Genomic DNA, 15,377 nt, shown 5'->3' with positions numbered 1-15,377 from the left:
AAAATGGCAATGTACAAAGAAAGTACATTGCCATCTGGAATGAATATCATTACACATTGAACCTGAAGTGCATGATGTCCCCATCCTGCACCACATACTCCTTGCCTTCCACACCCAACTTTCCGGCTTCGCGCACGGCTGCTTCGCTGCCATACTTGATATAATCCTCATACTTGATGACCTCTGCCCGGATAAACCCTTTCTCGAAATCCGTATGGATAACGCCGGCGCATTGCGGCGCTTTCCATCCCTTGCGATAGGTCCATGCCTTTACTTCCATCTCTCCGGCAGTGATGAAGGTTTCGAGATTCAGCAGGCTGTAGATAGCTTTAATCAAGCGGTTACAACCGCTTTCTTTCAGTCCTAGGTCTTCGAGGAACATCTGTTTTTCCTCGTATGTCTCCAGTTCGGCAATATCGGCTTCGGTCTGTGCGGAGATGATGATGAGTTCCGCATCCTCGCCCTTGATGGCTTCGCGCACCTGTTCTACGTACTGATTGCCGCCGGCGGCGCTGACATCATCCACGTTGCAGACGTACAGCACGGGTTTGGTGGTGAGCAGGAACATCTGCTTGGCACATTGTTCCTCGTCGTCGTTCTGCGGGATGACGGTGCGGGCGCTTTGCCCTTGTTCCAAGGCATCCTTGTAGCGGAGCAGGAGTTCGTACTCTATCTTTGCCGCCTTGTCGCCACCCACCTTGGCTATTTTCTCTACGCGCTTGATGCGGTTTTCCACGGTTTCGAGGTCTTTCAGTTGCAGCTCTGTGTCGATGATTTCCTTGTCGCGTACGGGGTTCACCGAGCCGTCCACGTGGACGATGTTGCCATTGTCGAAGCAGCGCAGCACGTGGATGATGGCGTCACACTCGCGGATGTTGCCCAGGAATTGGTTGCCGAGTCCTTCACCTTTGCTGGCGCCCTTCACCAGTCCGGCAATGTCTACGATGTCGCACACGGCGGGTACGATACGCCCCGGGTGAACCAGCTCGGCGAGCTTCGTCAGTCGTTCGTCGGGTACGGACACTTGCCCCATTTGGGCGTCGATTGTACAGAACGGGAAGTTTGCCGCTTGTGCCTTTGCGCTGCTCAAGCAGTTGAAAAGAGTGGATTTTCCTACGTTGGGAAGGCCCACGATACCAGCTTTTAATGCCATAGTGTTATCTCGTTTTTTAGTTATTGTTCAGTTAATTGGATGCAAAGATAGTGCAAACCGAAGGCAGAATGAAATGAACGCGTTCATTTTTTATGCTGAGGTGCGGCCTATCTTCACTTTTTTAAGCAAAGATAGTACTTACCGGGGAAAGTGGGTGTGTTAATTTGCATTAAAAGCACGAGAGTAAAATGATAAATTGATAGTTTTGTCGCAATTATAAATTTAAGTATCATTCTATAAATCAATGCGATTATGAAAAACAAAGTAAGAAAAATTCTGATGATTTTCTCTTGTCTCATCGGTCTGTCTTTTACATTATCTGCACAGAATCCTTATCTGCCGCTTTGGGAATTTATTCCTGATGGTGAGCCCTATGTGTTTGAGGATCCTGACTGTCCCGGCAAGTACCGTCTTTATATTTATGGTTCGCACGATAATCTCAAGTGGATGTATTGCGGACGTGACCAAGTGGTGTGGTCGGCACCCGTAGAAGACTTGACCCGTTGGAGATATGACGGCGTGATATTTAAAGTCAATGAGTCGCCCGAACTGTATAAACTGAATGCTGATGGAACCGACGACGTGCTTTTTGCTCCTGACGTGACAGTAACTACCGATGCCGATGGTAAGAAAACTTATTACCTTTTTCCGAACAATCAAGGTGGCGGACGCAATTCCATGATTGCCAAAAGCGACCGTCCCGATGGCCCGTTTACGGTATGCAACTGGCATAAGGAGCGTCCTCGCGAGACTTTCGGTTGTTTGGGATTCGACCCCGCAGTGTTTGTCGATGATGATGGACGTGTGTATGGTTATTGGGGATTTGGCATTTCGCATGGCGCGGAGTTGGACCCTGCTACCATGTGCACGGTAAAGCCGGGTACCGAAGTGGTGGAGAACATGATTTCAGGCTATCGGCAGGAAGGTATATTCCGCTTCTTTGAGGCATCCTCCATCCGCAAGATTGAGGATAAGTATGTGTTTATCTATAGCCGTACTACCGCTGAGGGTGAAGATGGCTTGCCAAACGCCAGCAATTATACGTTGGCCTATGCCTACAGCGAGCATCCTTTGGGCCCCTGGACCTATGGCGGAACAATCATCGATGCGCGGGCGCGCGAATATGATGAAAAAGGCAATGTGATAGCTTCTGCCATGCCCGGTGGAAATACGCATGGCAGTATCTGTAAGATAGGCAAGCAATGGTACGTGTTCTATCATCGCCAGATAGGTACTGATTGCTATGCACGCCAGGCTATGGTGTCGGCCATTGATGTAAAGGTGGAAAAAGGAAAAGGCGGGAAAGTTGTGATTTCACGCGGGGAATTCAACTCTGAGGGTTTCCTTCTTGAAGGGCTCAATCCTATGCAACGCATCTCGGCCGGACTGGCTTGTTGGCACACCAATCCCGGAGGTATCAAAGAGGTTTATCCCCATTATGTCTACACGGGGTCTTACATCCGGCCTGTGTACCGGGATAATAATCCCTATGCCGGCGATAACAACCACAAAATCCCGTTCGCTCCGGTGGTGAATAATACAAGCGGGTCGATTGTAGGATATAAATACTTGAATATGAATGCCGTTCCGCAAGATAAGCCTTTGCAGATGCAGTTAAGGTTGAAGGCTGAAGATACCGACGGACGCATCCGCATCATGCTGGGTAGCCCTTGGACAACAAAAGGTGGTGTAGAGATAGGACTTGTGGATGTGAAGGCTGGCAGCACTTGCAGGGAGTTCTATGCTCCGCTCTCTATTCCGGCAAAGCTGCATAAGGGAAAGCAGCCGCTCTTCTTTGTCTTCGAATCAGAGACCGAAGGCCAGTCCATCTGTGAGTTTTATGATTTCCTCATGTTGCCACGCCCATAAGTCTTTATACTTATGGAGGCGGATACTTATCTTGTGAGACCTTCTAAATAGAGCTATTGTATTAGTTCACAGTACAGAACACTTTGTTACACCCCGTCGGAACAGATTGTTTCTCTTGTATGAAACGACTTGTTTCGACGGGATAAAACGATTTGTTCCGTTATAGGAAACACTTTGTTTCCTTATAGAGAACACTCTGTTCCATTATAGGAAACAAACCGTTTCCATAGTCGGAAATGAAATGGGGTATATGCTTCATTGATACCGCTATTGCTTTTCCTCCTCGAATATTCGGTTGAAAACTTGCCGCAGTCGTCCTTCGTCTGCGATAATGGCTTGGAGCTTCTTCAGCTGTTCCGCATTCTTCCCCTCGGGAAACCAAAGCTTCAGATAACCGCCGGGTGCATATTTTGCCATGAGATGCTGATGGAATCGCTGGTAGTGCCACTCCTTGTCGGCGGCAGGATTCTGTTTCAAGCCGTATTGGACGGTGCGGCGCAGGGTGATGTCCGGGTCGATGATACGGTCCGCTTCGGCAACAATCTTGCCGTAGATGCTACGAGGTTCGTGGTCTGTGGAGGCCCGGTGGTCCTCTACGGCTTCTTTCATGAGGAGGATTTCCGTGTCGGAGAACCATTGCCGCAGGGTGGAGTCCGCCATCAGTATCTCGCCGGAGACAAGGTGGTGGGTGGCGCGGTCGCGGCACAGTCCCGTGTCATGGTAGGCGGCAATGACGTATGCCAGGCGTTCGTCCGCTTCGGGATATTGCCGGGCGAGGGCAAGGCTTTCTTCGATGACGGTGCGGACGTGTGAGAGGTTGTGTGCCTTATCAAACTCCTTGTACCGGGGAATGATTGCTGTCTCGATATAGGTAATGAGGGTCTCGGGTATCATGTGGCATTCCTTTTTAGGAGGCGAAGATATAATAAAAGAGCCGGAATGTGCGAATCATTCCGGCTCTTTTATGAAAGGTTTCGGTTATTGTTGTTAGGAATAAGATTTCTTACTTTAAGAGAGAGTTTGTCAATTACATGTTAGGGTTGTCCATGATTACTGTCATCTCGGGAACCAGTATGTATTCGCCTTTCTTGTTGTTCCATTTGTAGTATGTGGTAGTCATCGTCTTGCCTTGGTATGCATAGCGGATGCACATGTCCTTGCCCCATGTATTCTTGGTGCTGTTCCATTTCAGGGCTTCGCTTTCCGTCATGCGGTTCTGGTCGTCGTACTTATAATTGTACTTCATATAGTTGGCAAGCGTGTTTCCGTCCATCTTGTATACGGTCTCTGCCACCTTCATGCCATTTACTTCTTCCGAATTGTAAATGAGGTTGCTCTTATTGTCGGCTGAGGCATTTAATCCGCAAACTAAGAGAAGTGCTGAAACAATCACTGTTTTTAAAGATACTTTTGCTTTCATGGTTTTATGTCTTTTTTAGTTTAACTTTCTATTTTCTATCAATATGTCATTGATTTCGCTGCAAAGGTACGTATTAAATTGACATAAATATAAATATTGGATTAAATTTTATCAATATGTCAGTAGTGAGGGTTCCGGTATGCTTTCCTTTTGGCAAGATTGGTGAATAAAAAATATCCGGCAGCGAGGTTGCCGGATATTCTGATGAGCAAACTGTATTTGGAAAGGATTGCTTCTGTTGCTTTCTGATTGTAAGTTAAATAAAGTTATTGGGCTGTTTAGTGTGCCTGCAACCAGTTGTTTCCCCACCCACAATCGGCTTTCAGGGGTACGTACATGCGATATGCCTGCTCCATCTCTTCGATTACGATTTTCTGTACAAGCTCTTTTTCTGCCTCTGGAACGCTGAAATTTAGTTCGTCATGGACCTGTAAAATCATCTTTGCTTTCAGATTGTAAGCTTGGAAGCGCTGATAGATGTGTGCCATGGCTACTTTTATGATGTCGGCGGCACTTCCCTGGATGGGAGCGTTGATGGCATTCCGTTCGGCATAGCCCCGTACCACCCCGTTTCTTGAGTTGATGTCCGGCAAGAAGCGCTTGCGGTGGAAGATGGTTTCCACATAGCCGTTCTCGCGTGCCACTTGGATGCTTTTGTCCATATACTCCTTCACTTGTGGGTAGGTTTCAAAGTAGCCGTCTATCAGCTCTTTGGCTTCCTGGCGGGAAACGCCCATGCGTTCGGCAAGCCCGAAGACGGAGATGCCGTAGATGATGCCGAAGTTTGCCGTTTTTGCCTTGCGGCGCATGTCGGCGGTTACGTCGTTTATATCTATCTTATATATCTTGGCAGCGGTAGCGGCGTGGATGTCGTGTCCGCTGAGGAAGGCGTCTATCATGTTCTTATCTTCGCTGAGGTGTGCCATGATGCGCAGCTCTATCTGCGAGTAGTCGGCAGAGAAGAACTCGCAGTCGGTGTCGGGGATGAACGCCTTGCGGATTTCCTTTCCGTCTTCGTCGCGGATGGGGATGTTCTGCAGGTTGGGATTGCTGGAGCTGAGGCGTCCGGTAGCGGTTACCGCCTGGTTGAAGGAGGTGTGTATGCGGCCCGTACGTGGGTTGATGAGCTGGGGCAGGGCATCTATATAGGTGCTCAGCAGTTTCTTCAGTCCGCGGTATTCCAGTATCTTCCCGATGATGTCGTGCTTGCTGCGGTAGCTTTGCAGCACCTCTTCGGAGGTGACGTATTGTCCGGTCTTGGTCTTTTTCGCTTTCTCCACGATTTTCAGCTTGTCGAACAGCACTTCGCCTACCTGCTTGGCGGAGCTGATATTGAATGTCTCGCCAGCCATCTTGTAGATTTCCTTTTCAATCTCCTGCAGGCGGACAGTGAAGTGTTGGGACGACTGCTTCAATGCTTCCGTATCGAGCAGCACTCCGTTGCTCTCTATATTGACAAGTACGGGGACGAGCGGCATCTCTATTTCGTAGAACAGATGTTCGGCACCTTGCTCCTTCAGTTCCTTTTCCAGCACGTTTTTCAGTTTGAGGGTGACGTCCGCATCCTCGCAGGCATAACGGTAGACATCTTCGGGTGGAAGGTCGCGCATGTTCTTTTGGTTTTTGCCTCGCGCTCCAATCAGCTCATCGATGTGGATGGTCTGGTAGTGCAGGTAGATTTCCGCCAGATAGTCCATGTTGTGTCGCAGTTCGGGTTGAAGCACGTAATGGGCGAGCATGGTGTCGAAAAGCTTGCCTTTCACCCGGACTCCGTAATTCTGGAGGATAATCATATCGTACTTGATATTTTGTCCCACCTTCATGGATTTCTCGTTTTCGAAGAGGGGGCGGAACTCGTTTACAATTTTTAAGGCTTCCTCTCGTTCAGCAGGTACGGGTACGTAGTATGCCCGATTTTCGGCGTCACTGAAGCTCATTCCCACGAGTTCGGCATCCATTGGCTCGGTTCCGGTAGTCTCTGTATCTATTGAGAGAATTTCGCTTGTAAGTAACTTTTGAATAATTTCCTTTCTTTTCTCTTCTGTATCAATGAGTTGATAGTCTACATCGAGCATTTCTAACCGCTTCAGATTTGAATTTTCAGAAGCTCCCGTCCCCTCGCCCGCAAAATTTGCAAACAAATCGCCTTGAACGGGGGCGCTGTTTTCGGGATTGGAGGTTTGCGGCTGGGCAAACAGAGTGCCGGCAAAGAGGTCGGGTGTCGGAGAGGTTGGGGTGGGGGAGGAAGAGTTGCCGTTTCCTTTTTTGAGTATCCGGTCGATGAGTGTGCGGAATTCCAACTCTTCGAAAATCTTGCGGAGTTCTTCTTCGTTCGGTTCTTCCCGGACGAGCGAATTCATATCGAGCCGGATGGGGACATCTGTTTTGATGGTAGCAAGGAATTTGGAGAAGGTAATCATTTCCCGGTTTGTCTCCACCTTCGTTTTCAGTGCGCCTTTCAGTTGGTCGGTGTGTTCCAGCAGGTTCTCGATGCTGCCGAATTCGGCAATCAGCTTCTGTGCGGTTTTCTCGCCCACACCCGGACAGCCGGGGATGTTGTCGGAAGCATCGCCCATCAGTCCCAGCATATCGATGACTTGCTCGGTGGTTTGTATGTTGAATTTGGCTTTTACTTCTTCGGTACCCATCACTTCGAATCCGCCGGTGTGCTTGGGGCGGTACATAAAGATGCGGTCCGATACCAGCTGGCCGTAGTCCTTGTCGGGTGTCATCATATAGGTGGTGATGCCCTGCCGCCCTGCTTCGGTGGCAAGCGTGCCTATCACGTCGTCCGCTTCATAGCCGGCCACCTCAAGGATGGGGATGCGGTAGGCGCGGATGATATCCTTTATAATAGGTACGGAAAGGCGGATGGTCTCGGGTGTCTCCTCGCGCTGTGCCTTGTATTGCTCGTAGGCCTCGTGGCGGAAGGTAGGGCCTGACGGGTCGAAGGCTACTCCTATGTGTGTGGGATTCTCTTTTTTAAGCACTTCTTCCAGGGTGTTTACAAAGCCCAGAATGGCCGAGGTGTTGAATCCTTTTGAGTTGGTTCTCGGGTTCTTGATGAACGCGTAATAGGCCCGATATATCAGTGCGTAGGCATCGAGCAAAAACAGTTTATCGATTGAATTCATACATTTAATCCTTTTTTTCATGGTAAAAGTACAAAAAAATACCGTATTAACCGTTTTATTACTATTTTTGTAGGCAAATAGCGATGCATGGACAACTCATCATTGATAAAATCTCCGATTTCTGAGGAACTGGAGGACTTCAAGAAACTTTTTGAAAGTACCCTTTCCAGTTCCAACCTTTTGCTGAACAGCGTGATTGCGCATATCCGGCAGAAGAACGGGAAGATGATGCGCCCCATTCTGGTGCTTCTGGCTGCGAAGCTTTTCGGTAAAGTATGTCCTGCAACCCTGCATGCTGCGGTTGCACTGGAACTTCTCCATAATGCAAGCCTTGTACACGATGATGTAGTGGATGAAAGTACTGAACGCCGTGGACAACTCTCCGTTAATGCCATTTTCAATAATAAGGTAGCCGTGCTGGCAGGCGATTATCTGCTTGCGACAGCGTTGGTGCAAGTGGGCATGACCCGTAATCATGACATCATTGACATTGTCTCCTGCCTGGGGCAGGATTTGGCAGATGGTGAACTTCTGCAGCTTTCCAACGTCAGTAATCTTCATTTTTCTGAGGAAGTGTATTTCGACGTCATCCGCAAGAAGACGGCCGTGCTCTTTGCTGCTTGTACGAAGGCGGGCGCGCTCTCGGTGGGAGCCAGCGATGAAATGGCGGAATCTGCGCGTCTGTTCGGTGAATATATCGGGCTTTGTTTTCAGATAAAGGATGATATTTTCGATTACTCCGAGAGCAAGGAGATAGGCAAACCTACCGGAAATGATATGGTGGAAGGGAAGTTGACCCTGCCCGTGCTCCATGTACTCAATACCGTGAAGGATAAAACAGCGGAAGAGATTGCCGTGAAGATAAAGAACGGAGAGGCAACGCCTAGTGAAATAGCCCATTTAATCGAGTTTACCAAGCAGCATGGTGGCATAGAGTATGCTTCGCAAGTGATGCATGATTATAAGAGAAAGGCCCTTTCTTTGCTGGCTTCTTTGCCCGATACGGAGGTAAAAGCAGCGCTTACCGGGTATCTGGACTATGTGGTGGAACGGGAAAAATAACGGAACTATTTCCGGTTGATAATATGAAAAAGCCTGATGGAATCCATTCCATCAGGCTTTATTTATAGGTAAATGCAACTTCCTCTTAAAAGAATTTCATTTCCTCGCCCTTGATTTCCGAAAGCAGCAGGTTAGCAAGACGGCTGGTTCCCAAGCGGAACAGTTCGTTGTTCAGCCATTCTTCGCCGAGCACTTCCTTGACGATGGTGTAGTAAATCAGTGCGTCGTTCACGCAGTTGATTCCTCCTGCGGGCTTAAAGCCTACCTTGATACCCGTCAGCTCGTGATATTCCTTGATGGCCTGGCACATAACCAGAGCGGCCTCCGGTGTGGCGGCAGGCTGTTGCTTGCCGGTGGAAGTCTTGATGAAATCGGCACCCGAATACATGGAAAGGATGGATGCTTTTTTGATGTTCGAAGCCGTCTTCAAAGCTCCGGTTTCGAGGATTACCTTCATGTGGTGCTCTTTACAGGTTGCTTTGAGTTCTTGTATCTCCTCGCACATGCTTTCATAGTCTCCAGCCAGGAACTTGCCCACCGAAATAACGATGTCTATTTCATCGGCGCCTTCCATCAGTGCCATGGCAGTTTCTGCCACTTTCACTTCAATGAAAGTCTGGGAGGAGGGGAAACCTGCTGATACACAAGCTATTTTTACATCCTCCACTTCCAGCGTATCTTTTACGACTTCTGCAAAATTGGGGTATACACAGATGGCTGCCACATTCTTCAGGTCGGGGAACTCTTCGTCGAATTTATTCACTTTCTGGGTGAATTTCATGACGCTTTCATCGCTGTCTTCACTCTTCAGGGTGGTAAGGTCAATGCAGTTGAACAGGAATTTCTTTACCTCCGGTGTATTGTTTGCCGGTACTTTCTCTGCAATGATTCTGGCAACTTGTGCAGCTATTTCTGCATCATCCAGTTGGGTGTTGTACTTTGCCAGGGCGGCGTCATACTTACTCTGGGTAGGCTCATTCTTCTCCATGGTCTTTCAATTTAGGATTATTGATATGTCTTGTCTGGTCACGTCTGGTTTTCTTCTCGAAGTTACGGCGGAAAGCCTCTGTCAGGTTCACTCCGGTCTGGTTTGCAATACAGAGAAGTACCCAGAGAATATCTGCCATTTCATCGTCGAGGTTGTCTTTTTCTCCTTCTTTGAAGGACTGGTCTCCGTACTTGCGGGCCATGACGCGGGCCATTTCGCCCACTTCTTCGGTCAGTATGGCCATGTTGGTGAGTTCGCTGAAATAGCGTACTCCGTATTCCTTTATCCAGGAATCCACTTGTTTCTGTGCTTCTTCTAACGTCATTATTCCTTGTTTTTTGTATCCATACAGATGGTTACGGGACCATCGTTCATCAGTTCTACTTTCATATCGGCGCCAAATTCGCCGGTACCTATTTCTTTACCTAATGCTAAACTCATTTCCCGGCAGAATTGTTCGTACAGCGGGACGGATATTTCCGGTCGTGCTGCCCGTATGTAGGAAGGGCGGTTGCCTTTCTTGGTGGAGGCATGTAGGGTGAACTGGCTGATAACCAGTATTTCGCCGCCTGCCTCAAGAATGGATTTGTTCATCACGCCGTTTTCGTCGTCGAAAATGCGCAGGTTGACTATCTTCTTGCAAAGCCAGTCAATATCTTCTTTTCCATCGGATTCTTCGATGCCTACGAGTATCATGAGGCCTTTTCCAATGGAGGCTTTGCAGGTTCCGTTGATGGTGACGGAAGCGTATCCGGCACGTTGTATCACTACTCTCATGTTATTCTTGTCTTTTTGAGGGAACAAAGTTACGAATTAATTCGTTGTGTGCATGGCTTTGCAGGCTGATTTATCAGTCATTATTTCTCTGAGAAATAGGTCTGGATGATTTTGGCTTTCGCTTCTCCCACCACGGTGGCAAGCTCCTCGGCAGATGCTTCGCGGATACGCTTCACGCTTTTGAACTCCTTGAGCAACGCACTTTTCGTCTTTTCACCGATGCCTTTTATCTCGTCCAGTGCGGAGGCAATCTGCCGTTTGCTGCGCTTGTCGCGGTGGAAGGTAATGGCGAAGCGGTGCACTTCATCTTGAATCTGCGTCAGCAATCGGAAGAGGGGGGTGTTCTGTTTCAATCCGATGGTCTGGGGAGGGAAACCGTACAGCAGTTCGGAAGTGCGGTGTTTGCCATCCTTGGCAAGCCCGGCGATGGGGATGTTCAGGCCAAGTTCGTCTATCACCTCTTTTACGGCGCTCATTTGCCCTTTCCCACCGTCGGTGATAAGAAGATCGGGCAAGGGCGTTTTCTCTTCCATGGCGCGCTGATAGCGCCGTTTTACGACTTCTTTCATGGAGGCATAGTCATCCGGTCCCTCTACGGTCTTGATATTGTACTTGCGGTAATCCTTCTTGGAAGGTTTCCCCTTGACGAAGACTACGCACCCGGCCACGGGGTCGGAACCTTGGATGTTGGAGTTATCGAAACATTCTATCTGCATGGGCAGGCGATCCAGGTGCAGCTCTTGTTGTATCTCTTTCAGCAGGCGCACAGTCCGTTGCTCCGGATTCAGCTTTTCGGCTTGTTTCAGGCGGTCGGCTTTGTACTGCTTCACGTTGAGGATGGAGAGTTCCAGCAGCTTCTTTTTGTCTCCCCGTTGCGGGATGGTGAAAACGATATCTTTCAGCTTCATATCTAGCTCAAAAGGTACGATGATTTCACGTGAAAGGCTTTTGTATCTTTCCCGCATTTCGATGATGCCGAGGGAGAGCAGCTCTTCCTTGGTTTCGTTCAGCCGCTTTTTGTACTCGAAGGTGAAAGCCTGGTTGATGGCGCCGTTCGTAATGTGTAGGTAGTTGACGAAAGCGGACTTTTCATCGCTGTCTTCTTCAATGGAGAATACGTCGATGTTGTGCAGCACGTTGCTTACCACTTCCGATTTTGCCCGGTAGTTTTCCAGCAGCAGGTATTTTTCCTTTATCTTCTGTGCTTCTTCAAACTTCATTTCGGCTGCCAACTCCTGCATTTGTTGGAAGAGCATCCTTTCTATCTCTTGGGTATTCCCTTTGAGGATTTCCTTGATTTCAGCGATGTTTTTCAGGTAATCTTCCTGACTTTGCTTGCCGATGCAAGGCCCTGCACAGTTCTTGATGTGATATTCCAGGCAAACATTGAACTTTCCGGCACGTATGTTCTCTGGAGAGAGGTTCAGGTGGCATGTACGTAAGGGGTACAGATGCTTGATGAGGTCGAGTAATGCGTACATGGAAGGTATATGGCTGTAAGGGCCATAATAGGAGGAACCGTTACGGATTATCTTCCGGGTTCTGAATACGCGTGGAAAGTATTCGTTCTGCACGCAGATGCTAGGATATGTTTTGTCGTCTTTCAACAGTACGTTGTAGCGTGGCTTGTATTTCTTGATAAGATTGTTTTCCAACAATAGCGCGTCTTCTTCCGTATTCACCACGATATATCGGATATCTGCAATCTTGCTGACCAGCACTTTCGTCTTTCTCGGTTCGTGCTCCCGGTTGAAGTAGGAAGACACTCTTCGCTTCAGATTCTTTGCCTTTCCTACATATATAATGGTCCCTTCGGTATTCAGATATTGGTAAATACCAGGACTTTCGGGAAGGTTGGATACAATCCCTTTGAGGTAGTCGTTAGTTCTGAGTTCTTCCATAATGGTATGATGAAAAGGTGGAGGATAAGAGGAGTAAAATGATGGATAACATCAACTCTCAGGTAAGAGTACTCTGTGCCTCTGTGTCGTTTCGTTTGACAAATTTATAGCGATAGCACCGATTCCACTTCTACATCATCCCCAAACACATCCTTGCCATGAAGCTCTTTCAGCTCGATGATGAAGTTTACATACACTTTCTTGGGGCTCATCTGCTTCACCAATTTGCAGGCAGCTTCCATTGTTCCACCGGTTGCCAGTAAGTCGTCGTGCAGCAAAACTACATCGTCTTCATTAATGGCATCCTTGTGCATCTGTACGGTATCTTTGCCATATTCTTTATCATAGCTTTCTTCAATGGTTTCTGCAGGAAGTTTTCCCGGCTTGCGGATAGGGACGAAGCCTGCTCCCAGTCTGGTGGCGAGAATGGGGCCCATAATGAAACCTCTTGATTCTATACCCACTACTTTGGTTATTCCTTTGTCCTTATACATCTCGTACAGTGTGTCCGAGAGCTCCTGCAAGGCGGCAGGTTCCTTGAACAAGGTAGTTACATCGTAGAATAGAATTCCCGGAATGGGGAAGTTGGGAATTTCCCGAATGCTTTTAGCAAGCGTTTCTTTGCTCATAATCAGTTTATTTAATAGGTTTGTTGAATTCTTTGTTTCACGTGGAACTTTGCGCTCTATCGTCCGCAAAGTACCAGTAGTACGTTGATGTCGCTCGGAGATACTCCCGGAATCCGACTCGCTTGGGCTATTGTTTCCGGATCTATCTTTACCAGCTTCTGTCTGGCTTCGGTGGAAAGGGATTGGATGGAATTATAGTCAAACTTTCCTTTTATCTTGATGCTTTCCAATCTTGCCAACTTATCCGCAATAATCCGTTCGCGTCCGATGTATCCTTCGTATTTGATGAGTATTTCTGCAGCTTCTACAATTTCTTCTTTTCTATCGGATATTTTATCCAGTTCTCGTTTAAAGGCGCTGACATGTTCGGCAATGTTCTCAATTGTTACTTGCGGTCGGTTTATCAAATCTATCAATTTGCATCCTTGGCGCAGTGGAGTAGTGCCGAGCTGCTCCAATACCGGATTGATTAATGCCGGTTTCATCGAGTAATTCCGCGTGAAGTCTATAATCCGGTTCACGGCTTCACGTTTTTCTGTCAGCAGCTTGTACCGCTCTTCCTTGGCGAGTCCTAGCTTCCAGGCTTTTTCCGTGAGTCGCATGTCCGCATCATCCATACGGAGCAGGATGCGATATTCGGCACGGGAAGTAAACATACGGTAAGGCTCGTCCACACCTTTTGTTACCAAGTCATCGATTAAAACGCCGATATATGCTTCATCTCTTGCAAGGGTGAATGGTTCTCCGCCGTGGCAATTGATGTGGGCGTTGATGCCTGCCATGATTCCTTGTCCGGCAGCTTCCTCGTAACCGGTTGTTCCGTTTACTTGTCCGGCAAAGAACAGATTCTTTATATTCTTCGTTTCCAGCGTATGTTTCAGTTGGGTGGGGTCAAAGAAGTCGTATTCGATGGCATAGCCCGGGCGGTAGATGACCAAATCTCTGAATGCCGGTATCTTTTTCAATGCTGTAATCTGGATGTTCATGGGCAATGAAGAAGAGAATCCATTCAAGTAGAGCTCCTGGGTTGTTTCCCCTTCGGGCTCCAGGAAAAGCTGGTGCTGCGGCTTGTCGGGGAAAGTTACAATCTTGGTCTCTATACTGGGGCAATAACGTGGGCCAATACTTTGGATTTGTCCGTTGAAAAGGGGAGAATCTGGCAGACCTTCCTGCAGAATCCGGTGTACCTCTTCATTGGTGAAACAAGTCCAGCAAGGGAGCTGTTTCAAATGGCGTACATGAGTATCCATGAACGAGAACTTGTGGAAGTCACATTCTCCGTCTTGAATTTCCATATCCTCATAATGCACGCTGCGTCCGTCTATGCGTACGGGGGTTCCCGTCTTCATGCGTCCGAATGTGATGCCATGTTTGGCGATGGACTCGGTTAATTGGTAGGATGCAGGTTCTGCCATACGTCCACCCGGAAGCATGGTACGTCCCACGTGCATCAGTCCGTTGAGGAAAGTTCCTGCGGTGAGTACTACACATTTGGCATGGAACGTTACTCCCCATAGTGTTACTACTCCTGTAATCTCACCGTTTTCAACGAGGATTTCCTGCACGGTATCTTGCCAGATATGCAGGTTGGGGATATTTTCCAGGATTTCTCTCCATGCCCAGATGAATTTGTTGCGATCGCACTGTGCGCGTGGGCTCCACATAGCGGGACCTTTGGAACGGTTCAGTATACGGAACTGTATGGCTGTCTGGTCTGTCACCAATCCCATATATCCTCCCAAGGCGTCTATTTCGCGTACTATCTGTCCTTTGGCGATGCCTCCCACTGCCGGGTTACAACTCATCTGTCCGATTTTGTTCATATCCATTGTGATAAGACAAGTCTTCGAGCCCAGGTTTGCGGCAGCGGCAGCGGCCTCGCATCCTGCGTGTCCGGCACCTATTACAATAATGTCATACTTAAACTCCATTCGTTCAGTGTATTTTAAAACTGTGCAAAGTTACGAAAAAAGTTGTATGCCGGGACGTGTCATATCTTAAAATCCGGATATATCTTCTTTGGCATTGCTTATATTTCCGCATCCGGTATCATACTTATTTTCTGGATTTCTTTAACTGGAGACATATTGCTTGTATTTGGTCTGTAATGTAATCAAAATAAAACTTTTTAGTGTGATTACTTTTCTTTTTGAAAAAGAGACATATCTTTGCAGTGATTGAATATTAAAAAGCGTTTTGATTGATTAATTTTAAGGAAGAGAAGCATGAGAAAGAAATTCTTCTTGTTAATCATTGTCTGTCTGGTTATGGGGGCAGTGACCGATATCGAAGGTAACTTTACAATCTTGAATGTACTGAGTACGGTATTTCTGTCAGCAGGTTGGCAAAACTGTCAGAAAGATGCCTTTGATGGATTCCTTTGATAAAATGAGACGATAATACCTTGATATTTCACAAAAATACTATTTATTGGCTCGAAATTT

At 47.8% G+C, this 15,377-nt stretch carries 13 protein-coding genes; 3 read left to right on the top strand and 10 right to left on the bottom strand.

All coding sequences use genetic code 11. The annotated features are described in order from the left end of the window. Window positions 1-49: 49 nt before the first annotated feature. Window positions 50-1,153 (bottom strand): redox-regulated ATPase YchF, encoded by a 1,104-nt coding sequence (ychF, locus tag DWY57_RS15090; protein ID WP_057097379.1) that lies wholly within the window; start codon window positions 1,151-1,153, stop codon window positions 50-52. A 252-nt stretch (window positions 1,154-1,405) separates the two neighbouring features. On the opposite strand from ychF, the gene DWY57_RS15085 reads away from it, so the two are divergent. Next, entirely contained in the window at window positions 1,406-3,022 is a 1,617-nt protein-coding gene (locus DWY57_RS15085) for a family 43 glycosylhydrolase (protein ID WP_117599893.1), read from the top strand. 267 nt (window positions 3,023-3,289) lie between these two features. Here DWY57_RS15085 and DWY57_RS15080 read toward each other — a convergent pair whose 3' ends face one another. The 3 genes from DWY57_RS15080 to polA form a co-directional block, all read right to left on the bottom strand. Further along, complete coding sequence (locus tag DWY57_RS15080) at window positions 3,290-3,916, bottom strand: HD domain-containing protein (RefSeq protein ID WP_117599892.1); 627 nt, start codon at window positions 3,914-3,916, stop codon at window positions 3,290-3,292. 133 nt (window positions 3,917-4,049) lie between these two features. Then, the gene (locus DWY57_RS15075) at window positions 4,050-4,442 is read right to left on the bottom strand and encodes a DUF3836 domain-containing protein (protein WP_005826180.1); all 393 of its coding nucleotides are present in this window, start codon (window positions 4,440-4,442) and stop codon (window positions 4,050-4,052) included. Window positions 4,443-4,720: 278 nt separating this feature from the next. Further along, window positions 4,721-7,576, bottom strand: coding sequence for a DNA polymerase I (gene polA / locus DWY57_RS15070; RefSeq protein WP_119962003.1), 2,856 nt, complete (start codon window positions 7,574-7,576; stop codon window positions 4,721-4,723). Between the two features lie 87 nt (window positions 7,577-7,663). Between polA and DWY57_RS15065 the strand changes: the two genes are divergently transcribed. After that, complete coding sequence (locus DWY57_RS15065) at window positions 7,664-8,638, top strand: polyprenyl synthetase family protein (protein ID WP_117599890.1); 975 nt, start codon at window positions 7,664-7,666, stop codon at window positions 8,636-8,638. Between the two features lie 85 nt (window positions 8,639-8,723). Here the strand turns inward: DWY57_RS15065 and deoC are convergent, their stop codons facing one another. From deoC to mnmG, 6 genes are all read right to left on the bottom strand, one after another. Continuing rightward, on the bottom strand, window positions 8,724-9,626 hold the full coding sequence (gene deoC / locus DWY57_RS15060) for a deoxyribose-phosphate aldolase (protein ID WP_117599889.1): 903 nt from the start codon (window positions 9,624-9,626) through the stop codon (window positions 8,724-8,726). Further along, entirely contained in the window at window positions 9,613-9,951 is a 339-nt protein-coding gene (locus DWY57_RS15055) for a nucleotide pyrophosphohydrolase (protein WP_044468049.1), read from the bottom strand. Before DWY57_RS15055 ends, deoC begins: the two co-directional genes overlap by 14 nt. Next, on the bottom strand, window positions 9,951-10,403 hold the full coding sequence (dtd, locus tag DWY57_RS15050) for a D-aminoacyl-tRNA deacylase (protein WP_117599888.1): 453 nt from the start codon (window positions 10,401-10,403) through the stop codon (window positions 9,951-9,953). The genes DWY57_RS15055 and dtd overlap by 1 nt, the downstream gene beginning before the upstream one ends. Before the next feature lie 80 nt (window positions 10,404-10,483). Further along, on the bottom strand, window positions 10,484-12,304 hold the full coding sequence (uvrC, locus tag DWY57_RS15045; protein WP_119962002.1) for an excinuclease ABC subunit UvrC: 1,821 nt from the start codon (window positions 12,302-12,304) through the stop codon (window positions 10,484-10,486). A gap of 104 nt (window positions 12,305-12,408) precedes the next feature. Next, the gene (locus DWY57_RS15040) at window positions 12,409-12,933 is read right to left on the bottom strand and encodes an adenine phosphoribosyltransferase (protein WP_165491370.1); all 525 of its coding nucleotides are present in this window, start codon (window positions 12,931-12,933) and stop codon (window positions 12,409-12,411) included. Window positions 12,934-12,989: 56 nt separating this feature from the next. Next, the gene (gene mnmG, locus DWY57_RS15035) at window positions 12,990-14,864 is read right to left on the bottom strand and encodes a tRNA uridine-5-carboxymethylaminomethyl(34) synthesis enzyme MnmG (RefSeq protein ID WP_119962001.1); all 1,875 of its coding nucleotides are present in this window, start codon (window positions 14,862-14,864) and stop codon (window positions 12,990-12,992) included. A 294-nt stretch (window positions 14,865-15,158) separates the two neighbouring features. Between mnmG and DWY57_RS20955 the strand changes: the two genes are divergently transcribed. Beyond that, the gene (locus DWY57_RS20955; RefSeq protein WP_158562799.1) at window positions 15,159-15,317 is read left to right on the top strand and encodes a hypothetical protein; all 159 of its coding nucleotides are present in this window, start codon (window positions 15,159-15,161) and stop codon (window positions 15,315-15,317) included. Window positions 15,318-15,377 lie beyond the last annotated feature (60 nt).

This window comes from Bacteroides sp. AF25-5LB, assembly GCF_003602965.1.
GTDB classification, from domain to species: Bacteria; Bacteroidota; Bacteroidia; order Bacteroidales; family Bacteroidaceae; genus Bacteroides; species Bacteroides uniformis.
The sequence above is the reverse complement of the archived record's forward strand: the minus strand, read 5'-3'. Positions and strand labels throughout refer to the sequence as shown.